The following is a 20,605-nucleotide window of genomic DNA, read 5'->3' on the forward strand; positions in this document are numbered from 1 at the left end:
ACCGAATGACCACGAAGAACGCGACCGTCACCATCGATGACAAGACCTATGAGTTCCCGCTCAAGGACGCGAGCATCGGCCCGAGCGTGATGGACATCTCAGCCTTCTATGGCAAGACCGGCCACTTCACCTACGATCCGGGGTTCACGTCGACCGGCGCCTGCGAATCCAAGATCACCTATATTGACGGCGACAAGGGCGTTCTGCTCTATCGCGGCTACCCGATCGAGCAGCTGACGCTTGAGGGCGACTATCTGGAAACCTGCTATCTGCTACTGTACGGAGAACTGCCGACCAAGGCGCAGAAGCAGCAGTTCGACGCCCACATCACCCGTCACACCATGATCCATGAGCAGATGACCCGCTTCTTCCAGGGTTATCGTCGCGACGCTCATCCGATGGCGGTGATGGTCGGTACGGTTGGCGCGCTGTCGGCCTTCTATCATGACTCGATCGATATTTCGGATCCGCACCAGCGGATGATCGCCTCGCATCGCATGATCGCCAAGATGCCGACGATCGCTGCGATGGCCTACAAGTATTCGATCGGCCAGCCGTTCATCTCCCCGAAGAACGACCTTGATTACGCGGCCAACTTCCTGCACATGTGCTTCGCGGTGCCGGCCGAGGACTACAAGGTCAACCCGATCCTCGCTCAGGCGATGGACCGCATCTTCACCCTGCATGCCGATCATGAGCAGAATGCCTCGACCTCGACGGTCCGCCTTGCCGGTTCGTCGGGTGCCAACCCCTTCGCCTGTATCGCCGCCGGCATCGCCTGCCTTTGGGGACCGGCGCATGGCGGCGCCAACGAGGCGGCGCTTACCATGCTGGCCGAGATCGGGAGCGTCGACCGCATTCCTGAATTTATCGCTCGCGCCAAGGACAAGAACGACCCGTTCCGCCTGATGGGCTTCGGTCACCGCGTCTACAAGAACTACGATCCCCGCGCCAAGATCATGCAGCAGACCTGCCACGAGGTTTTGCAGACCCTTGGCATCAAGGACGACCCGCTGCTCGACGTGGCTGTCGAACTCGAGCGGATCGCGCTCAGCGACGATTACTTCATCGAGAAGAAGCTCTATCCGAACATCGATTTCTATTCGGGCATCACCCTGAAGGCGATGGGCTTCCCCACCTCGATGTTCACTGTGCTGTTCGCCGTCGCCCGCACCGTCGGCTGGATCGCCCAGTGGAAGGAAATGGTCGAGGATCCGAGCCAGAAGATCGGTCGTCCGCGTCAGCTCTACCTCGGCGCGCCGCAGCGCGATTATCTGGAGCTCGACAAGCGCGGCTAAACGCCGCGTCATCGAACGAGACAAGACCCGACCCCCGACGGCAACGTCGGGGGTTTTCTCATTGAAGGAAGTGTAAAAAGTTCAGTTGCCGGCGAGCCGCAACACCACGCCCGCCGCCGTCTCGGCGGCGGGGCGGCCGTTCGGAAGTGCCATCATGTGGCGCAGACGCGAAAAAGCGGCGAGCTGCGCGGCACGAACTGGGGTGTCAGACAGGAGAGGCGCCAACGCATCGGCAAGCCGCTCCGGCTCCAAATCGGGATCGAGGAATTCCGGACTCGCCTTCTCGCCAAGAATGATGTTGGCGAGACCAAACATGGTGAGGTTTACAAGCCCCGGAATGCGACGAGCAATCTCCGAGATGAGGCGGAACAACGGGTCGCGCGCGTAGGCGATCACAGCGGGCACATCGGCGAGTGCCAGCTCCAGCGTCACAGTCCCGGACGTGGCAAGCGCCGCGTGCGCCGACCGGAACGCCGCCCATTTCTGGTCTTCGCCGATGATAATCCTCGGCCGCACTGCCCAACCGGCCGTTTCCCTTTCGATACGCTCTCTGAGCCGCTCGACAGCCGGAAGGACCGGCACGAACATCAGCCCACGCGCCGACAGGACATCGAGTACACGGCCATAGAGCGCCAGCATACGATCGATCTCGCCAGAGCGGCTGCCGGGCAGCACAAGCAGCCGCGGCGGCTCGCCCCCATCAAACGGCGAACGCTCGCCCGGCGCCGGCGTCAGCAACTCAGGCCGATCAATCAGCGGGTGGCCAACATAGGTGGCTTCAGGCCCCTTAAGGCGAGCAAGGACAGCCGGTTCAAACGGCAGGAGTGTCAGCACATGATCGATGTAGGCGGCCATCCTGAGGGCTCTCTTGGGCCGCCAAGCCCATACGGATGGGCAGACATAGTCGATGACCGGCAGGCTCGGCAATGCCGCCCTGACGTCACGCGCCACGCGATGGGTAAAGTCGGGGCTATCGATGATGAGCAATACGTCCGGCCGGCCGGCGATGACGGCGCCGACGGTCTCGGCAGTGCGAAGCTGGATGAGCGGCAGCCGCTTGACCACCGGTGCGAACCCCATGACGGCGATATCATGGAGGGGGAAGAAGCTCGACATGCCCTCGGCGGCCATCCGATCGCCACCAACGCCGAAAAACTCCAGCGGCCGTTCCGCCAGTCGTTTGAGGGCGATCATCAGCCGCGCACCCAGTTGGTCACCGGATTCCTCGCCAACGACTATGGCGACCCGGAGCGGCGGATATCCATTCATGACACGCCGTCCGGAAAAGGCCGAACCTGCAGGAACAACCGGCCCGCGTCGGCGGCGGTGAGGGTGGCCGGTCGATCGACGATCATGACCCGGCCGGCCTCCACGGCAACGCCGGCAAGACCGGCGGCCAAAGCCATTTCAACGGTACGCGGACCGATGGTCGGTAGATCGACGCGCAGATCTTGTTGAGGTTTGGCCGCCTTCACTAGCACGCCGGAGCGGTGCGCCGCCTTGAGTCGACCGCGCTTTCTAAGGTCGGCGACACGCAGCAGAAGTTCATCCGTGCCCTCTATGCCCTCGACGGCGACGACACGGCCGGAGATCGCCACCACCGCCTGACCGATGTCCAGACGACCGAGGGCCAGCGACGCCTCGACACCCTTGGCAATGTCGGTATCGGCGTCATCATTGGGTTTATAGCGTCCGAGGTTGCCGCTACCTCCCACCAGTTCCGGCGCCACCTGATGGGCGCCGACGACCCGATAGCCCCGATCCTCAAGGAAGCGAACCACATTCTTCAGCACGCTGTCATCACCGCCGACCATCAACGACAGGATTTTGGGCAGGCTCAGCACGGCACCGAGATCGACGCGGATCGCTGAAAAGTCCGGCCGATTGACAGCACCGCAGATCACGACTTCGCCGACACGCTCGCGCGCCAGGAGATCGAACAGCCGGCCGATCTCGCCCCAGCGCAGCCAGTGGTGATGGAAGGCCTCGATATCCAGATCGGCTTCGCCGACGATGCCGAATAAAACGACGGGTCGGCCAGCCGCCTCAGCCGCTCGCGCCACAACAGCGGGAACGCCACCACCGCCGGCGATGACACCCAAGGTCGGCCTGTTGGGAGCGGCGGTTACCAAGCTCATTCGGCCTCGCCATCCCGGCTTCGCGGTGTGCAGATGGCGCGATCACCGCCTGCCTTGATGAATTCGATCATGCGGTCGACCAGCGGACTGCCACCATGGGTTTCCAAAACACGGCCGAGACGTACAGACAACGGGTCATTGCCTTCGAACAACAGCTTATAGGCATTGCGCAAGGCATGGATATCGTCACGCGGATAATTGGCGCGCCGAAGGCCAACCAGATTCAAGCCGCCAAGGCGGGCGCGGTTGCCTGTCACCATACCAAACGGAATGACGTCGTTTTCGACACCGGTCATGCCGCCAACCATCACGCCCTCACCGATGCGCACCCACTGATGCACGGCACTGAGCCCTCCAAGAATGGCATTGTCGCCGATGTGAACGTGGCCACCGAGCGTGGCGCAGTTGACCAGAATAACGTTGTTGCCGACCACGCAATCGTGGGCGACGTGGGCGTTGGCCATCAAAAGACAGCCCGACCCCACACACGTCAGCATTCCGCCGCCCTCGGTTCCGAGATGCAGCGTCACGCACTCGCGGATCACTGTCCTCTCGCCCACTTCAAGTCGGCTCGGCTCGCCGTGATATTTGAGATCCTGCGGCACCATGCCGACCGTGGCATGCGGAAAAACGGTGACGCCGGCTCCAAGCGTCGTACGTCCATCCACCACGGTGTGAGCATGCAACACCACACCATCGCCGAGCCTGACATTCGGGCCGACGACGCTAAAGGGGCCGATGCTGACGCCTTCGCCGATCTCGGCGGCCGGGTCGACAACAGCGGAGGGATGAATGGTGCGCATGCGGATGATCCTCGGCGGCGACGCGGCAGGTGGCCGCTCGTTTCCCTATAGCTTCCGTTGCCGGCGAAGGGCCGCAATTTATGTTTCAGCGTATTACGGCATACCGGCAAACGGGGAGCCGTCAGGCATTCACCAACATGGCGCTGAGTTCCGCCTCGGCCACCTTAATGCCGCTGACGATCGCGGTCGCCTCGAACCACCACATGTTGGCCCGCTTCTTCAGCTTGCGAACGTGATATTCCACCACGTCACCGGGGCCGACGGGTTTCCTGAACTTCACCTTGTCGATGGTCATGAAGTAGACCAGCTTCGGGGCGGCACCGTCGGCCGAGGCGTGAACGCAGATGGCACCGGCCGTCTGAGCCATGCCCTCGATCATCAACACGCCGGGCATCACCGGCGCGTTGGGAAAATGCCCCTGGAACTGTGGCTCGTTGATGGTGACGTTCTTGATGCCGATGGCTGAATTGTCGCCATCGATCTCAATGATCCGGTCGATCATCATGAAAGGGTAACGGTGCGGCAACGCCTTGAGGAGCGCCTGGATGTCCATGACGCCCAGGGTGCCCTTGCCTGACGCTCCGGTTTCGGCCGGTGCCGTTGCGGTATCGGTCTCGCTCACGTTTCGTCCCTTCCCGTCGTCTGCTTCGCGGCCCGCTTCAGGGCCATCTGTTCCTTTGTCCATTCGCGGATTGGCCTGGCCGGCGTTCCGATCCAGCGCGCTCCCGCGGGCATATCGTCCTTCAACATCGATCCGCCAGCAAGCTGCGCGCCTTGGCCGACCGTGAGATGGCCCGCAATGCCGCTATAGCCACCGACAACCACATAGTCGCCAAGCTTGGATGAGCCGGAAATACCGACCTTCGCCACGAGCACGCAGTGACGGCCGACTTCGACGTTGTGTCCGATCTGCACTTCGTTGTCGATCTTGGTGCCTTCACCGATCATCGTGTCACGGTTCGAGCCGCGATCGATCATGACGTTGGCGCCAATCTCGACATCGTCCTGAATCACCACACGACCGATCTGCGGCACCTTGAGATGACCGCGCGGGCCCATTGCGAAACCGAAGCCGTCCTGCCCTATGCAGGCACCTGGGTGAATGATGACACGGTTGCCAACAAGCGCGTACTGCAGCGTGACGCCGGCACCGATATAGCCGTCGCGGCCGAAGCGCACGCCTCTCCCGATCACGGCATTTGCCGAGACAACCGTGCCGGCCCCGATCTCCGCCCCGGCGCCGATAACGGCACCAGGCTCGACGGTTACGCCATCTTCAAGGCGGGCGGTGGGATGGATGCTCGCTTCGGGCGATATTCCTGCCTCACCAAACGGTCCCTTCAGGCGGAAAGCATCGGGAAACAGCGCCTGCATGATCAGCGCCATGGACCTGTACGGCTGCTGCGCCACAACGACGGCTGCCCCCTCCGGAGCGTCGACAGCATGGGCGGCGGAGCAGAGGACGATCGACGCCCGCGTCTCCCGGAAAACGGCGATGTAGTGAGGGTTGTCCAGGAAGGAGAGGTCGCCCGGACCAGCCTGATCGAGGGGCGCGACGCGTCCGATGGTGACTTCAGCGTCGCCGCGCACCACCTCGCCACCGGCGATACGGGCTATCTCGGCAAGAGTGAGCCGGCCAGAAGGCGCGAAGAATACTGGATCGGTCATGACTACACTCGCCCGTCCATCCGGTCACAAACCGCAACAGACGCGCGCCTTCCTTATCCGTTTCGGCTCAAGCACCGCAAACTCGACGGCCGCCCGGCATTCCGTCGCGGCCGGCTGCGATCTTCCCGGAACGGAAGGCATTAGCCACTGCGCCGGCCCGGTGTCAACCGACCGCGCGCGGCAAGCAACCCGGAAGGATGAGTTGTTCTGCGGTCATGGCGTTGCGAGGCATCGAATTCGTCGTTTCGCCTCGGATATTGAGCCGCGCGGCGGAGCAAACCTCCAAACCGCTTGGACTCTCTCAAACCGACGCCACAAAACAAAACCGCCGCGCTTTGGGCGCGGCGGTTGATAGCTCAAACGAGGGCAGTATCAGAACTTGGTACCACCAGAGAACTTGAAGATCTGCGTCTTGTCGGTGTCCTCTTTCACGACCGGATAGGCGAAATCGGCGCGAAGCAGGCCAAATGGCGACTGCCACACTATACCGGCGCCAACCGAGGCACGCAGGGCAAGACCGTTGTCGACACCGGCGGTCGGATTGTCGGACGACCACAGCGTACCGGCGTCGGCGAACAGAGAGCCCCAGACGCCGTATTCCTGCGGCAGCATCGGGATCGGGAACAGGCTCTCGGCGGTGGCCGCAACGTAATACTGACCACCCAAGGCGTAACCCGTCGCCGGATCGCGCGGACCAATGCCATTGGACTGGAAGCCACGAATGATCGACCCGCCAACCTGGAACTGATCGATGTAAGCGACATCATCGCCAACGCCGAACATAGCGCCGCCCTTGGCACCGACGTGACCGATCAAATCCCAATCTTCAACCAGTTCCTTGTAGTACTCGACGCGCCCCGTGGTGCGAAGGAAGGTTGCGTCCCCACCGACACCAGCAAACTCCTGCTTGATCTGCGCGTAGACGCCGTTGCGCGGGAAAGCAAAGTCGTCAATCGTATTATACGTCAGGCTCGTACCAACGATTGAGATGAAGCGATCTCCATTGGTGACAAACTTGCTATACTTTGCATCCGCACCGGAAATTTCCTGCTGATAGCCTTCGTAGAACAGGCCCAACATCGTATCGTCATTCAGCGGTACACCGAAGCGAATCTTTCCACCGGTATTGGTCTCGTCGTACGGATGAACGCTGTCATCGGAGTTGCTGTAATTACGCCGATAGACGTCAAAGCCACCCTCGAGTCGACGATCGAACAGATAGGGCTCAGTGAACGACAGCTCGTAGGACGAGTCGCCAGAGTTTCCGTCAGTGGTAATGCCCTTGGAAACCGAAGCGCGCACATACTGGCCGCGACCGAGGAAGTTCTTCTCGGTGATCGACAGTTCGGCCAGGATGCCGCTCGATGTGGAATAGCCGGCACCAATGCTGACTTCACCCGTCGGTTTGTCGTCGACCTGAACGTTGACGATAACCTTGTCAGAGGACGAGCCCGGCTCCGACCAGATGCGAACGGTCTTGAAGTAACCGAGGTTCTTCAGCTTGCGCTCGGCCTTCTCGATCAACACCTGATTATACGCGTCGCCTTCACCGATATCGAACTCGCGACGGATGACATAGTCCCGCGTACGATCGTTGCCGATGATGTTGATGCGTTCGATATAGGCCCGGGCACCCTCGTCAACGAAATAGGTGACGGCGATGGTGCGGTTGGCATAGTCCCGATCGCCACGCGGACGAACCTGCACGAAGGCGTAGCCCTTGGCGGCGACAGCCGTGGTTATTGCCTCCAGCGACTTATCGACATCAGCGGCCGAATAAGTGTCACCGGTGCGGGTCAGAGCCAACGCCTTGAGATTTTCAGGATTGATGTCGGACAGCGTCGTCTCGACCTTAACGTCGCCGTACTTGTAGCGCTCGCCCTCATCGACGGTAAAGGTCAGGAAAAACGAGTTCTGCTGTCGGTCGAAATCCGCAGTAGCGGAGACGACGCGGAAATCGGCATAACCGTGATTGTAGTAGAAGCGGCGAAGCGCTTCCTGGTCGGCGTTCAGCTTCTCCGGGCTATAGTTATCCGACGTCTTGAACCAGCCGAACAGCCCGGATTCCTTGGTGGATATGACGTTGGAAAGGCGAGAATTGGAGAAGGTCTTATTGCCGACAAACGTGATCTGGCTGACCTCGGTGCGCGGACCTTCGTTGATCTGGAAGATGAGATCGACACGCCCCTTGCCAAGATCGACCTGCTTGGGTTCGACGGTGGCGTCATAGCGGCCGCTGCGGCGATAGAGTTCGAGGATGCGCTGGGTATCGGACTCGACCTTGCCCTGGGTCAGCACCGAGCGGGACTGAAGTTCAACGACACCCTTCAGCACTTCGTCGGACTGAACATCGTTGCCCTCGAACGCGACGCGGGCAATGACCGGGTTTTCCACCACTTTCACCGAAACATGGCCGCCGGACTGGCTCACCTGCACGTCTGAGAACATGCCGGTAGCAAAAAGCGCCTTGATCGATTCGTCGACCTCGGCGGCGCTAAGCGGCTTGCCTGGCGTACCCTTGATGTAGGCAGCGATGGTCTCGGGCTCCACACGCGTGTTGCCAACCACCGTCACTCGACCGGCGGGCGCCGCCTCGGCTGAGATTGCGCCCAAATCCGGGACAAATCCGCCCAACAAAGGTGCCGCGACAAGCAAGGCAGCGGCGGCGGCGACGACTTTCGTCCATTCCTTGAATGAGCGCATTTAATCTCGTACCCGAAGTTCTGCGGCCAAAGCCGATTGGGAACCCTTATTACAGATTCCGATCAAGAGGTTTTTACAGTCTTTGCCACGATGCGCAAGCGACCTTGCCATGGCTAATGCCGTTTTCCATGCCGTGCGTGACCCGAAGGTCACTTGCGAAGCCTAACCCGATGCGATCTTGGCGATATCATTCAGTACGCCAAAGGCCATCAGTCCCAAGACGATAGCAAACCCGATGCCGAAGCCGATCTCTTGAGCCCGCTCCGGCAGCGGCCGTCCACGCAACGCCTCGATCACGTAGAATGCCAGATGTCCACCGTCCAGCATGGGGATTGGGAAGAGGTTAATGAGACCGATCGAAATCGACAGAATGGCAGCAAGGTTAATAAGAGGTATAAGCCCCATCGCGGCAACCTGGCCGCTGACACGAGCGATACCGATAGGACCGCTGATCTGCGTCGTCGATGTCCGTCCGGAGAACATGCCGGCCACCGAGGACAGTGTGCTATCGACGATCGACCAAGTCTCGCGCACCGCTTCATGCACCGCACCGAGCGGCCCGAAGCTGCGCAGCTCGACGGTGGGATTGGTCTGCCTCAAGCCGAGAACCGGTACGGTCTGCTTCTCGCCAAAGCCATCGACAATCTCACGGGAGCGCGGCGTCGCGTGCAACGTCAAGCGATCGCCCGAACGGTCAATATCGATGGCCAGTTCGACGCCATTCTGCAACATGACGACGCGCTGGATGTCGGCAAAACTTTCGACCGGGTCGCCGTCAATCGCAAGAATGCGGTCACCGGCAACAAAGCCAGCCTCGGCAGCAGGACTCCCCGGTTCGACGGTACCGGCGACCGGCGCAATCATCGGTTTGCCAAAGGCATAAAAAAGGACCGCTAGCACCGCAATTGCAAAAAGGAAATTGGCGGCCGGTCCGGCAGCGACAACGGCTGCGCGGGCAACAAGGCTCTTCGACTGAAACGCACCAGGATCAGACGACTTCTCGCCCGGCACGCTGGCGGCATTGGCGTCGTCGATGAAACGCACATAGCCACCAAGGGGAATAGCAGACAGTTTCCAGCGCGTGCCCTTGCGATCGATCCGGCCCACGAGTTCTGGCCCAAAGCCAATCGAGAAGACGCTGACGGTGACGCCCGCGCGGCGCGCCACCCAGAAATGCCCAAGTTCGTGAACGAAGACCACCACGGTCAATACGATCAGGAAGGGGATGACTGTCCCGACCAGCGTGCTGCCCGTTGTCGCGAGAAAATCCAAGGCCTCATCCTCTCGTGATCCAGCTTGCCTCAGCCAACGGCGACTTCCGGCCCTTGGCTTTCCGCGCTGCGCGCGCGGCACCACTTGGCGCCGAACGCTGCTATGTCGCTTCAATGGACGCTCCGCCCTGTCCTACTATAGGCAGGCCAAGGCAATCTTGCGAGCCCGCCCATCGAGTTCCGTCGCTTCGGCCAGCGAATCCGGCTCCATAAGACCGCCCTCCCCATCAATCTTGCCGAGGGTTGCTTCGACGACACGGGCGATATCGAGGAAAGCGATGCGATCGGCAAGGAAAGCCTCGACGGCAACCTCATTGGCGGCATTGAGCACGCAGGGTGCCCCGTCGCCTCGTCGCATCGCCGCTTCTGCAAGGGGCAAACAGGGGAAGCGGTCGCGATCGGGGGCTTCAAAGGTCAGCGTCCCAACCGCCGAAAGATCGAGTGGCTTCACCGTCGTCGGCCGACGTTCGGGCCAGGCGAGGCAGTAGCCGATCGGCGTGCGCATGTCGGGCACTCCGAGTTCGGCCAGCAGAGAACCGTCCTTGTAGCGAACGAGACCATGCACCACCGACTGAGGATGGACCAATATCGAAAGCTGGTCGACCGAGACGGGGTAAAGTCGATAGGCCTCGATCAGCTCCAGTCCCTTGTTCATGAGCGTTGCCGAATCGATGGTGATCTTTGGCCCCATACTCCATTTGGGATGCCGCAACGCCATCTCGCGCGTGACCGCCGCCAGTTCCGATTTTGGCGTCCTCAGGAATGGTCCGCCGGAGGCCGTAATGATCACCTCGGAGATAGTGTCGGCATTTTCGGCCTCGAAGACCTGGAAAATGGCATTGTGTTCGCTGTCGACCGGAAGGATGCGCGTGCCGGCGCGCGTTGCCGCCCCCAGGAATAGGGGACCCGCGGAAACCAGCGTCTCCTTGTTGGCAAGTGCCAGAATCCGTGTTGAACCGAGCGCGGCCAGACTGGGCGCCAGCCCTGCGAAGCCGACGATCGCCGATACGACGATATCAGTCGGACGGGCGGCGGCGCCGGCTACCGCCTCGGAACCGGCCGCAACTTCGATACCGGTCCCGGCGAGGCGGTCGCGAAGCTCGGCATAGGCGGCGGGATCGGCGACAACAGCGATCCGGGCAGAGAAACGGACCGCGAGTTCAGCGAGTTCACGGGCATTGCGCCCGGCGGTGAGGGCTTCGATCTCAAAGCGCCCAGGCTCCGAAGAGACCAGGTCGAGCGTGTTGAGACCGATCGACCCGGTAGCACCCAGAATCGAAAGCCGTCTCGGGGCCGGGCTCGCCGATCCGCCGGCACCAGGGCCCGGGTCCATATTCGCTGTCATCGCTATCACCAGATGAGGAGACCGCCGGCAATGCCTACGCCCGCAAGCCAGTCGCGCCCGAGGCCGATGGCTGCGGCCACGGCCAAAGCTGCCACGAGGCCGTCGACGCGATCCATGATTCCACCGTGGCCCGGAATGAGAACGCCAGAATCCTTGACGCCGAAATGTCGCTTCATGGCGGATTCAGCGAGATCGCCCGCCTGCCCTACCACCGAAAGCAACAGCGCGACCAGAGCCACCGGCACGCTGAAGCCGATATTCGCAGCCACCACCACAAGACTTCCAGCGATAACACCGGCAACGGCGCCACCGATTGCGCCCGACCAAGTCTTCTTTGGGGAGAAGCGTGGAGCCAGCTTCGGCCCGCCGATCAGCCGGCCCGAGAAATACGCGGCAGTATCGGTTGCCCAGACGACCGCGAGGACGAAAATTACCGCCACAGCGCCGGTTGAAGCGAAGGTCTGCGTATCCGCCCCGCGCAGAGCGACCACAGCTATTGCCGGCACGCCGGCATAGAGCACGCCGAGCGACAACCAGGCGACGCGTGGCTCAGTGACCCGCGCCAACATCAGCGCTGCCGCCACCAAGGCCGAAAAGGCAAGCGACTGGAGCGGCTGCTCGCGGGCCATCATCACCGTGACGGCAAGGAATGCCATCAGCGCCCAGGGAGCGGCACGGAAGGCGAACGGTCCGCTCATGGCCATCCATTCGCGCAGGATCAGCACGGCGGCAACCGCGGAAAGCGCAGCGAAGACCCAACCACCAGCCCACAGCGTTCCCACGGTTAGAGCGGCCAGCACGATGGCCGACAGCACTCGCAAAATCAACTCGGAGCCGGCCTTTCCGGGCGCGGGAGTCGGCGCACTCATACGGTCTCGCCCTTCTGCGGCAATCCACCGAAGCGTCGCTCACGGGCAAGATACTCGTCAATCGCCCGATCAAATGCGGCTCCGTCGAAATCGGGCCAGTAATCCGGAACAAAAACAAATTCAGCGTAAGCCGCCTGCCACAACAAAAAGTTGGAAAGTCGCTGCTCGCCGCTGGTTCGGATGATCAGATCCGGATCGGGCATGCCGGCGGTGTCGAGCTTGGCTGCGATAAGGTCCGCGGTAACATCCTCGCCCCTGAGACGACCGGAAGCCACCTCAACGGCTATGGTTCGTGTTGCGCGAGCGATCTCGTCACGACTACCATAGTTGAATGCAATGACGAGGTTGAGACCGGTATTACCGACGGTTTTCTCCTCGGCCTCGATCAGGAGCCCGGCGATATCCCCGGAGAGATTGTCGCGACCGCCGATGACGCGTACCCGAACATTACCACGTCTCAGCTCGTTAAGATCGCGGCGGATGAAAAGCTTCAAGAGCCCCATCAGCTCACTGACCTCATCGGCCGGCCGCGACCAATTCTCCGACGAAAAGCCGAAAACCGTCAGCCACTCGATGCCAATATCAGTGGCGTGTCTGACGATGTCACGGATCGACTGGACCCCGCGCCGGTGTCCTTCGGCGCGCGGCAGGCCACGCGAGCGCGCCCAGCGACCATTGCCGTCCATGATGATCGCGACATGGCGCGGCAAGCCCACTTTCCGAGGCTTTTCCGTCGGCACCGATCCGAGCCGCATCATGTCCGCTTTGCCCCCCCTAAAAGCCCGAAGATCCGCCAGCCCGCCGTTTCGGATCAGACCTGCATGATCTCCTGTTCCTTGGCGGCCAGCATTCGGTCCGCCTCGGTGATTGCCTCGTCGGTGACCTTCTGCACGCGGTCGGAATAGATGCGCAGAGAATCCTCGGAAATCAGGCCCTCTTTCTCAAGATCCTTCAGTTCGTCGAGACCATCGCGGCGCACATGGCGTATGGCGACCTTGGTCGCCTCCACATATCTATGGGCGATCTTCACCAGTTCCTTGCGGCGCTCGGTGTTGAGCTCGGGGATCGGCAGGCGCAGAAGGGTGCCTTCGATGATCGGGTTGAGCCCAAGGTTCGATTCCCGGATCGCCTTTTCCACGGCGTGAACCATGCTTTTGTCCCAGACCTGGACGGAGAGCATGCGCGACTCGGGAACGGACACGGTCGCCACCTGATTGAGCGGCATGGTACTGCCGTAGGCCACAACGACGATCGGATCGAGAAGACTCGCACTGGCGCGGCCAGTGCGGAGGCCGGCGAGATCGTTCTTGAAGACGCTGAGCGCGCCCTGCATGCGGCGCTTCAGGTCGTTGATGTCGTATTCTTCTTCGGCCATCTTGCCAACCTTCCAGAACTGACCGGCACCGTACGGCCCTTTCGCTACGGATGAGCGGCGGGCCGCCGGCGCCTGCTGTTGTTACCCGTCAATGACGGTGCAGACACCCTTGCCCTTCAGAACATTGACGAATGCGCCATGCTCGTGAACGGAGAACACCACTACCGGAATCTTATTGTCGCGGGCAAGAGCAATCGCCGCCGCGTCCATGACCTGCAGGTTTCTCGAAAGAACCTCTTGATGCGTCAGGCGTTCGTAGCGGCGCGCGGTAGGATCTTTCTTAGGATCGGCCGTGTAGACACCATCAACCTGCGTGCCCTTGAGCAACGCATCGCAATCCATCTCGGCGGCGCGAAGCGCAGCGCCCGAGTCGGTGGTAAAGAACGGATTGCCGGTACCGGCCGCGAAGACGATCACCTTGTTGGCTGCAAAGTGCCGTATCGCTTCACGCTGGGTAAAGGTTTCGCACAGGGCCGGAATGGCAATGGCCGACAGCACGACAGCCGGGGCCCCCAGCCGCTCGATGGCCGTGCGCATGGCAAGTGCGTTCATCACCGTACCAAGCATGCCAAGATAGTCGCCGGTCGTCCGATCCCCGCCATCGGCAGCCACCGAAACGCCGCGGAAGATATTGCCGCCGCCGACCACCACACCAACCTGAATACCCAACCCATGCGCCTCGACGATCTCGCCGGCCAGACGATCGACCACCTTGGGATCGATGCCAAAACCCCGATCGCCCATCAGGGCTTCACCCGACAGCTTGAGCAGGACACGGCGGTACTTGAGCTCGGTCATGGGCAAAACTCCGACTTAGCGAGAAAAGGTGATTCTAGGAAAAGGAAAGGCTCCCAATCCGTTCCAACTAACGCGCATCGGCGCCATTGAAAACCCCCATGACCGGCTTAATCACGCCTGTAGTCATGCGATTGATGCGCGGACATGACAAGGGCGCCGAACTAGTCGGCGCCCTCATCGGAATCACGGCAAAATAACGCTCAGCCCTGGCCGGCGGCGGCAGCCACTTCGGCCGCGAAGTCGCTCTCGCCCTTGTCGATACCCTCACCGAGGGCAAAGCGCACAAAGCCGGTGACCTTGATCGGCGCGCCGACGGTCGCCTCGGCGGCCTTGACGGCGGCCTCGACGGTAAGGTCGGGGTTAATCACGAAGGCCTGCTTCAGCAGCGTCGATTCCTCGTAGAACTTGCGGATGCGGCCCTCGACCATCTTCTCGATGACAGCGGCCGGCTTACCCGACTCATTGGCCTGCTCGGTGAAAATGGCGCGCTCGCGCTCGACGACATCAGCCGAGATCTCCTCGGCAGACAAAGCCAGCGGCGAGGTGGCGGCGACGTGCATGGCGATCTGGCGACCGAGCTTGATCAGCTCATCGACATTGCCGGTCGATTCAAGCGCGACGAGGACGCCGATCTTGCCAAGGCCGTCAGTAACGGCGGAGTGGATATAGGTGGCGACAGCACCGGCCGACACTTTTAGAGCGGCGGCGCGACGGAAGCCCATGTTCTCGCCGATGGTGGCGATCAGTTCCTTGACCTCGGCCTCGACCGAATGCGCCTTGCCCGGGTAGGTGGCGGCAGCAATGGCGGCGGCGTCGCCACCCTTGTCAACGGCAACGGCGGCCACGGCACGCACCAGCGCCTGGAAGGCCTCATTGCGAGCGACGAAGTCGGTCTCGGAGTTGACCTCAACGACGGCGGCGATCTTGTCGCCAGTTGCAACGCCAACCAGCCCCTCGGCAGCGACGCGGCCAGCCTTCTTGGCAGCCTTGGAGAGGCCCTTGGCGCGCAGCCAGTCGATGGCAGCTTCGATGTCGCCGGCGTTCTCGGCCAGGGCGTGCTTGCAGTCCATCATGCCGGCGCCGGTCTTCTCGCGGAGATCCTTCACCTGTGTGGCAGAAATGTTCATGTGACCCTCGTCTTTTCTCGTGAAACCTCGAACGCCCGCAACCGGATTAATAGCGACCCGTCCTGACGGGCCGATGAACGGATGAGGGGCAGCCCTTGGCGGCGACCCGACACCGGCTTGGCATTCGCGATTCAAACCGCCCGCCAACAGGCGGGCTTCCTAACAGGTCGGGCGGACCCCTTCGAGGACCCGCCCTAAAAGCGTCGGCAAGATACCGCCGAAGCGTGGATCAGGCGGTGGCCTCGGAGGCGGCCGCCACATCGGCCAGCGCCGGTTCGTCCATCGGCTGCTCGGCGGCACCGATGTCTTCACCCATGGCGCCCATGGCGCGCGACAGGCCGTCAATGGCAGCGCGCGAGATCAGGTCGCAATAGAGGGTGATGGCACGGCCAGCGTCATCGTTACCCGGAACCGGGAAAGTGATGCCATCCGGATCGCTGTTGGAGTCGAGGATGGCGGCAACCGGAATACCCAGGCGGCGCGCCTCGTCGATGGCGTTCTTTTCCTTGTTGGTGTCGATGACGACGATCAGGTCGGGCGTGCCGCCCATGTCCTTGATACCACCAAGCGCGCGCTCCAGCTTGTCGCGCTCGCGGGTCATCACCAGACGCTCCTTCTTGGTGAGACGAGCCGACTGCTCGGAGTTGAGCGTCTCATCAAGCTTGCGCAGGCGCTGGATCGAACCGGAGATGGTCTTCCAGTTGGTCAGCATGCCACCGAGCCAGCGGCTGTTGACATAATACTGGGCCGAGCGGTGAGCTGCCTCAGCGATCTCTTCCTGGGCCTGGCGCTTGGTGCCGACCAGGAGCACGCGACCACCGCGAGCGACAGTGTCGGACACCGCCTTCAGCGCCTGGTGCATCAGCGGAACGGTCTGGGCGAGGTCGAGAATGTGGACGTTGGCACGCGAGCCGAAGATGTAGGACTTCATCTTCGGGTTCCAGCGATGCGTCTGGTGACCGAAGTGAACGCCGGCCTCAAGCAGCTGGCGCATGGTGAACTCGGGAAGAGCCATGGGATATTACCTTTTTCCGGTTTGGCCTCCGCGAGGGAATCAGCCGGGCAAACTTTGCCCAAACCGACCGGAGGGAACGCCAAAGCGCACCCGCGGCCCCCGCGTGTGGAATGGCGCGGGATATAGGGGAAACAGCCCGGCATGGCAAGAGCCAACATGGCTGGTTGGGCTGAAACGCGCCTTTTCCGACGATCCGGCGGTATCAGGTCTATCGCATCAAGCTTACTGTGAGTTTACGTAGCTCACGATATGCATCTATCATCATAAGCACGCTTACTATATACGCTCATCGCATGAGCAATTGGACTCCCACCGTCGGAGGTCTGATCCACGAGATCGACCGCCTCGTGAAGAAGCGTTTCGACCGCTTCGCCGAGACAACCGGTATGTCGCGCGCGCAATGGCAAGTGCTCGCCCGCGTCGCCAAGCGGCAGGGAATCAATCAAGCGACCCTCGCCGATCTCGTTGGCGTGGAGCCGATCACCATCTGCCGCATGGTTGACCGCCTTGAGGCGCTCAACCTCGTAGAGCGTCGGCCCGACCCTAACGACCGCCGCGCCCGGCTCATCCACATGACCGAGGCGGCGCGCCCCGGGCTCGAACGTATGAAGGCGGCAGCGCAGGCGCTGTTCAGCGAAGCCCTTGACGGCATTACGTCGGAAGAGGAGGCCATCCTTTCCCGGCTGCTCGGCCATATACACGCCAACCTTCTCGCCGTTACCGGCGAGGAACCTCCGGCGCCATTTCCCGTTCCAACCAATGACATCGAAGCTGCCCGGACCACGCCGGACCAGAAAGACTGATCAGAATGTCCGATAGTCAAGACACGATACCTCCCGTTGCCTCCGCTCCGGCCACCCGCGCCCGCCGATCACGCCAGCGCGGCTTCATCCGTTATCCTCTGATGGCGGCCCTACCGCTTGCGCTCGTTGCGGCGGGGGGATGGTATTGGATAACCGGCAGCCGCTGGGCTTCCACCGAGAACGCCTATGTGCAGCAAAACAAGGTGCTGGTTGCACCCGAAGTGGAGGGACGTATCGCCGAGGTGCTTGTAGGCCAGAATCAGGCGGTGAAGCCCGGCGACGTTCTTTTCCGTATCGACGATGCCACCTACCGAATCGCCCTCGAGAAGGCCGATGGCGCCGTGGCGCTCGCCCGTCTGCAAGTGGAAGAACTGCGCACGCGTCTCAAAGACGCTCAGTTAAAAGCCGACACGGCGCGCAATACTCTTGCCTTCCAAGACGTGCAATTCGGCCGGCAAGAGAAGCTCCGGACGACGGGCAACAACACTGAGGCGCAATACGACAGCGCCCGCCATGAACTCGACCTTGCGCAGCAGGCGGTGGCCGTGGCCGACCAAGGCGTGACCGATGCCCTTGTCGCCCTCGGTGGTAACGCCGACATCGAGACAGACAGGCATCCCTCCGTGCTTGGCGCTCTGGCCGCGCAAAACAGCGCCCGGCTCGATCTCAAGCGCACCCTTGTTCGTGCGCCGACCATCGGCACAGCCAGTCAGGTGGGCAACCTGCAAATCGGTCAGTACATAGCCAGCGGCAGCCCGGTAATGGCCATCATCGACACCACCAGTGCCTGGGTGGAGGCCAATTTCAAGGAGACCGACCTCGGTCACATGCGCCGCGGGCAGGCGGCCGAACTCACGCTCGATGCCTACCCCGACACGACGATCAAAGGCCACGTCGAAAGCTTTGGCGGCGGCACCGGGGCCATCTTCTCACTGCTTCCTGCCCAGAATGCTACGGGCAACTGGGTGAAGGTGGTGCAACGCATACCCGTCCGCATCGCCCTCGACGAGCCAACTTCGATGCCGCTGAAAGCTGGCCTCAGCGTCGGCGTGGATGTCGACACAGGCTTCATCCGGCCACTCCCTGCCTTCCTTCGCACGGCTCTCGACACGCTGGGGATCGCTTCCGCGCCGGAAAAGCTTGCGATCAAATGACAGCCGCCGCCGATCTCACCAATGTGCCGCATCGCGGCCTGTTGTCACTTGCCACCATGCTGGCGGTGATCATGCAGGTGCTCGACACGACGATCGCCAACGTTGCCCTGCCGTCGATGCAAGGCAACCTCGGCGCGGCGCAGGACACCATCAACTGGGTGCTGACTTCCTATATCGTCGCCTCGGCCATCGTCATGCCCCTCACCGGTTGGATGGCGGATACTATCGGCCGAAACCGGCTATTCCTCATTTCGGTCGCCGGCTTCACGCTCGCCTCTTGCCTGTGCGGCTTGGCGAACGGCCTGACCGAGATGGTGGCGTTTCGCGTGCTTCAGGGCGTATTCGGCGCCTCGCTCGCCCCGTTGTCGCAGGCTGTCCTGCTCGACATCAATCCGCGCGAGCGGCATGGGCAGGCGATGGCGTTATGGGGCGCCGGCATCATGGTAGCACCGGTGCTCGGACCAACGCTGGGCGGCTGGCTGACCGACAGCTTCGACTGGCGATGGGTATTCTACATCAATGTTCCGGTTGGCCTGCTCGCCTTTTTCGGCATCGCCTTTGCCATGCCGGCCTCGCCGCGCCATCCCCGGTCTTTCGACTTCGTCGGCTTTGCCTTTCTCGGCTTATTCGTCGGCGCCTTGCAGCTGATGCTCGATCGCGGTGAACAACTCGACTGGTTCTCCTCGCCTGAAATCATCCTCGAAACAGCGCTGGCCGTTTCAGCGCTCTGGTGCTTCGTCATTCATTCGGCAACAGCCGAACATCCTTTCATTCCGCCCCAGATCTTCCGCGACCGGAACTACGTCGCGGCCAGCATCTTCAGCTTTTCGGTCTCAGTCGTTCTGCTTGCGACCACCGCGCTGTTGCCGCCGCTTCTGCAGCGCATCATGGGGTATCCGACGGTTACCACCGGCCTTGTTCTGGCACCGCGCGGTATCGGTACAATGATCGCCATGCTCCTGGTTGGACGCCTATTGCGCATCGTCGATCCTCGCCTCATCATCGTGGTCGGGCTTGGATTGACCGCCTGGGGGCTCTGGCAGATGACGGGCTTTACCGCTGACATGGACTCATGGCCCATCATCCACAGCGGTATACTCATGGGCTTCGGACTCGGCCTCGTATTCGTGCCGATGTCGACGGTAGGTTTTGCAACACTACCCCCGCAGCTCAGAACCGAAAGCGCCGCGCTCTATAGCCTCGTGCGCAACATAGGCTCGTCGATCGGCATTTCCGTTGTATCGGTGGTGTTAACCCGGAATATCCAGGTCAACCACGCCGTGCTCGGCGAGCGGCTGACAGCCTTCTCGCCTGGCCTCAACGCGACAGCCCATGCGGTTGGCATGACTACCGGCTCCAGCCAGTTTGTCGCAATCCTTGACCAGATAACAACGCTTCAGGCAACGATGATTGCTTATGTCGATGACTTCAAGCTGATGATGTATGTGTCGATCGCTGCGCTGCCGTTGGTGTTCTTGCTTCGCAAACCGAAGACCGTGCCGCAAGGACCCGTAATCCCAGACGCGGAATAAAGCAGTCTCCCTTGCCTCGACTTCAGCAAAACGGGTGTTCGGAGCCTGTGCCCAGCCCCTCAACGCAACAGAAAGATCAAACCTCGGCGCTCTCCGCGCCATCGCCGGATATCAGCGCCTTTGCCTGACCGGTCCAGTCCTCGCGCTCGATGCGACCGGGAAAGGCCAGATAGGCGCCAATCCAACGCGCCTCGGCCGGCGTCCAAGCGGCAATCTGATCGAGATGATAGATACCGAGCGCGTTGAGTCGTGTCGCATTCTGAGGGCCAATGCCACGAATACGGCGAAGATCGTCGGCGATACCTGAGCGGGCTCCCGGCAAAGCAGGCGGCCGTTCGCCCAACCGATCGGCGGCGGCGATGCGATCAAGCCCAGCGGAAACTTCGGCGGCAGGCCCGGTCAACACCTCGGCAACCGCCGGTCCCGCAATCTCCGCTTCAAATTCGGCCTGAACGGGTATCGCGGGTTCGGGCATTTCCTCCAATGGCGGGGTCTGCCTCTCCTCGGTCTTTCGGCTGTCGATCGCGTAACCCTCTTCCGCTTCGGCGGCGGCGGCCATCACCTCGGTCAGGCGCTCGTTGCCGACCGTACGGCGACCAAACCACTGCTTGACCAGGACGCCAACAAGAACGCCGGCACCAACGGCTATTGCCGTCAGGAGGAAGGTCTCGATGATCAGAATGGCCATGGTGAATCCCACAGGAAG

Annotated in this window: 19 protein-coding genes; 4 read left to right on the top strand and 15 right to left on the bottom strand. The window is 61.8% G+C overall.

The features are described from left to right. Positions 1 to 5: 5 nt before the first annotated feature. Complete coding sequence (gene gltA, locus AB6N07_RS22375; RefSeq protein ID WP_370675251.1) at positions 6 to 1,298, top strand: citrate synthase; 1,293 nt, start codon at positions 6 to 8, stop codon at positions 1,296 to 1,298. A gap of 81 nt (positions 1,299 to 1,379) precedes the next feature. On the opposite strand, the gene lpxB is transcribed toward gltA, so the two are convergent. The 14 genes from lpxB to rpsB form a co-directional block, all read right to left on the bottom strand. Beyond that, positions 1,380 to 2,567 (bottom strand): lipid-A-disaccharide synthase, encoded by a 1,188-nt coding sequence (gene lpxB / locus AB6N07_RS22380; protein ID WP_370675252.1) that lies wholly within the window; start codon positions 2,565 to 2,567, stop codon positions 1,380 to 1,382. Then, positions 2,564 to 3,436 (bottom strand): LpxI family protein, encoded by an 873-nt coding sequence (locus AB6N07_RS22385; protein ID WP_370675253.1) that lies wholly within the window; start codon positions 3,434 to 3,436, stop codon positions 2,564 to 2,566. Before AB6N07_RS22385 ends, lpxB begins: the two co-directional genes overlap by 4 nt. Next, complete coding sequence (gene lpxA, locus AB6N07_RS22390; protein ID WP_370675254.1) at positions 3,433 to 4,239, bottom strand: acyl-ACP--UDP-N-acetylglucosamine O-acyltransferase; 807 nt, start codon at positions 4,237 to 4,239, stop codon at positions 3,433 to 3,435. Before lpxA ends, AB6N07_RS22385 begins: the two co-directional genes overlap by 4 nt. A 121-nt stretch (positions 4,240 to 4,360) precedes the next feature. Beyond that, positions 4,361 to 4,792 (bottom strand): 3-hydroxyacyl-ACP dehydratase FabZ, encoded by a 432-nt coding sequence (fabZ, locus tag AB6N07_RS22395; protein ID WP_370678301.1) that lies wholly within the window; start codon positions 4,790 to 4,792, stop codon positions 4,361 to 4,363. 65 nt (positions 4,793 to 4,857) lie between these two features. Then, entirely contained in the window at positions 4,858 to 5,907 is a 1,050-nt protein-coding gene (gene lpxD, locus AB6N07_RS22400; protein WP_370675255.1) for a UDP-3-O-(3-hydroxymyristoyl)glucosamine N-acyltransferase, read from the bottom strand. Between the two features lie 372 nt (positions 5,908 to 6,279). After that, positions 6,280 to 8,610 (bottom strand): outer membrane protein assembly factor BamA, encoded by a 2,331-nt coding sequence (gene bamA / locus AB6N07_RS22405; protein WP_370675256.1) that lies wholly within the window; start codon positions 8,608 to 8,610, stop codon positions 6,280 to 6,282. Between the two features lie 162 nt (positions 8,611 to 8,772). Further along, on the bottom strand, positions 8,773 to 9,882 hold the full coding sequence (gene rseP, locus AB6N07_RS22410) for an RIP metalloprotease RseP (RefSeq protein WP_370675257.1): 1,110 nt from the start codon (positions 9,880 to 9,882) through the stop codon (positions 8,773 to 8,775). A gap of 135 nt (positions 9,883 to 10,017) precedes the next feature. Next, the gene (gene dxr, locus AB6N07_RS22415) at positions 10,018 to 11,226 is read right to left on the bottom strand and encodes a 1-deoxy-D-xylulose-5-phosphate reductoisomerase (protein ID WP_370675258.1); all 1,209 of its coding nucleotides are present in this window, start codon (positions 11,224 to 11,226) and stop codon (positions 10,018 to 10,020) included. Positions 11,227 to 11,231: 5 nt separating this feature from the next. Continuing rightward, positions 11,232 to 12,095, bottom strand: coding sequence for a phosphatidate cytidylyltransferase (locus AB6N07_RS22420; RefSeq protein WP_370675259.1), 864 nt, complete (start codon positions 12,093 to 12,095; stop codon positions 11,232 to 11,234). Continuing rightward, positions 12,092 to 12,850 carry an isoprenyl transferase gene (locus tag AB6N07_RS22425; RefSeq protein ID WP_370678302.1) on the bottom strand — a complete coding sequence of 253 codons (759 nt, stop codon included), beginning with the start codon at positions 12,848 to 12,850 and terminating at the stop codon, positions 12,092 to 12,094. The genes AB6N07_RS22420 and AB6N07_RS22425 overlap by 4 nt, the downstream gene beginning before the upstream one ends. Before the next feature lie 56 nt (positions 12,851 to 12,906). After that, positions 12,907 to 13,470 (bottom strand): ribosome recycling factor, encoded by a 564-nt coding sequence (frr, locus tag AB6N07_RS22430; protein ID WP_370675260.1) that lies wholly within the window; start codon positions 13,468 to 13,470, stop codon positions 12,907 to 12,909. Positions 13,471 to 13,551: 81 nt separating this feature from the next. Beyond that, positions 13,552 to 14,268, bottom strand: a complete 717-nt coding sequence (gene pyrH, locus AB6N07_RS22435; protein WP_370675261.1) for a UMP kinase — start codon at positions 14,266 to 14,268, stop codon at positions 13,552 to 13,554. 200 nt (positions 14,269 to 14,468) lie between these two features. Then, a complete protein-coding gene (gene tsf, locus AB6N07_RS22440) occupies positions 14,469 to 15,395 on the bottom strand; it encodes a translation elongation factor Ts (protein WP_370675262.1) in 927 nt (308 codons plus the stop codon). Positions 15,396 to 15,624: 229 nt separating this feature from the next. Further along, entirely contained in the window at positions 15,625 to 16,410 is a 786-nt protein-coding gene (gene rpsB, locus AB6N07_RS22445) for a 30S ribosomal protein S2 (protein ID WP_370675263.1), read from the bottom strand. Between the two features lie 293 nt (positions 16,411 to 16,703). Between rpsB and AB6N07_RS22450 the strand changes: the two genes are divergently transcribed. From AB6N07_RS22450 to AB6N07_RS22460, 3 genes are read left to right on the top strand one after another with little or no spacing between them, the layout of a single operon-like run. Beyond that, entirely contained in the window at positions 16,704 to 17,213 is a 510-nt protein-coding gene (locus AB6N07_RS22450) for a MarR family winged helix-turn-helix transcriptional regulator (RefSeq protein ID WP_370675264.1), read from the top strand. 5 nt (positions 17,214 to 17,218) lie between these two features. Beyond that, positions 17,219 to 18,367 (top strand): HlyD family secretion protein, encoded by a 1,149-nt coding sequence (locus AB6N07_RS22455; RefSeq protein ID WP_370675265.1) that lies wholly within the window; start codon positions 17,219 to 17,221, stop codon positions 18,365 to 18,367. Beyond that, a complete protein-coding gene (locus AB6N07_RS22460) occupies positions 18,364 to 19,899 on the top strand; it encodes a DHA2 family efflux MFS transporter permease subunit (protein WP_370675266.1) in 1,536 nt (511 codons plus the stop codon). The genes AB6N07_RS22455 and AB6N07_RS22460 overlap by 4 nt, the downstream gene beginning before the upstream one ends. A gap of 76 nt (positions 19,900 to 19,975) precedes the next feature. Here AB6N07_RS22460 and AB6N07_RS22465 read toward each other — a convergent pair whose 3' ends face one another. Continuing rightward, on the bottom strand, positions 19,976 to 20,587 hold the full coding sequence (locus AB6N07_RS22465) for a hypothetical protein (RefSeq protein WP_370675267.1): 612 nt from the start codon (positions 20,585 to 20,587) through the stop codon (positions 19,976 to 19,978). Positions 20,588 to 20,605 lie beyond the last annotated feature (18 nt).

This window comes from Pleomorphomonas sp. PLEO (assembly GCF_041320595.1).
In the GTDB taxonomy this organism is placed as follows: Bacteria; Pseudomonadota; Alphaproteobacteria; order Rhizobiales; family Pleomorphomonadaceae; genus Pleomorphomonas.

Coding starts and splice junctions, on each gene's coding strand:
- lpxB (WP_370675252.1), bottom strand. CDS start 2,567: ATGAATGGATATCCGCCGCTCCGGGTCGCCATAGTCGTTGGCGAGGAA.
- AB6N07_RS22455 (WP_370675265.1), top strand. CDS start 17,219: ATGTCCGATAGTCAAGACACGATACCTCCCGTTGCCTCCGCTCCGGCC.
- AB6N07_RS22465 (WP_370675267.1), bottom strand. CDS start 20,587: ATGGCCATTCTGATCATCGAGACCTTCCTCCTGACGGCAATAGCCGTT.
- pyrH (WP_370675261.1), bottom strand. CDS start 14,268: ATGACCGAGCTCAAGTACCGCCGTGTCCTGCTCAAGCTGTCGGGTGAA.
- lpxD (WP_370675255.1), bottom strand. CDS start 5,907: ATGACCGATCCAGTATTCTTCGCGCCTTCTGGCCGGCTCACTCTTGCC.
- lpxA (WP_370675254.1), bottom strand. CDS start 4,239: ATGCGCACCATTCATCCCTCCGCTGTTGTCGACCCGGCCGCCGAGATC.
- AB6N07_RS22385 (WP_370675253.1), bottom strand. CDS start 3,436: ATGAGCTTGGTAACCGCCGCTCCCAACAGGCCGACCTTGGGTGTCATC.
- tsf (WP_370675262.1), bottom strand. CDS start 15,395: ATGAACATTTCTGCCACACAGGTGAAGGATCTCCGCGAGAAGACCGGC.
- dxr (WP_370675258.1), bottom strand. CDS start 11,226: ATGACAGCGAATATGGACCCGGGCCCTGGTGCCGGCGGATCGGCGAGC.
- rpsB (WP_370675263.1), bottom strand. CDS start 16,410: ATGGCTCTTCCCGAGTTCACCATGCGCCAGCTGCTTGAGGCCGGCGTT.
- AB6N07_RS22460 (WP_370675266.1), top strand. CDS start 18,364: ATGACAGCCGCCGCCGATCTCACCAATGTGCCGCATCGCGGCCTGTTG.
- AB6N07_RS22420 (WP_370675259.1), bottom strand. CDS start 12,095: ATGAGTGCGCCGACTCCCGCGCCCGGAAAGGCCGGCTCCGAGTTGATT.
- frr (WP_370675260.1), bottom strand. CDS start 13,470: ATGGCCGAAGAAGAATACGACATCAACGACCTGAAGCGCCGCATGCAG.
- AB6N07_RS22425 (WP_370678302.1), bottom strand. CDS start 12,850: ATGCGGCTCGGATCGGTGCCGACGGAAAAGCCTCGGAAAGTGGGCTTG.
- gltA (WP_370675251.1), top strand. CDS start 6: ATGACCACGAAGAACGCGACCGTCACCATCGATGACAAGACCTATGAG.
- fabZ (WP_370678301.1), bottom strand. CDS start 4,792: ATGGACATCCAGGCGCTCCTCAAGGCGTTGCCGCACCGTTACCCTTTC.
- AB6N07_RS22450 (WP_370675264.1), top strand. CDS start 16,704: ATGAGCAATTGGACTCCCACCGTCGGAGGTCTGATCCACGAGATCGAC.
- bamA (WP_370675256.1), bottom strand. CDS start 8,610: ATGCGCTCATTCAAGGAATGGACGAAAGTCGTCGCCGCCGCCGCTGCC.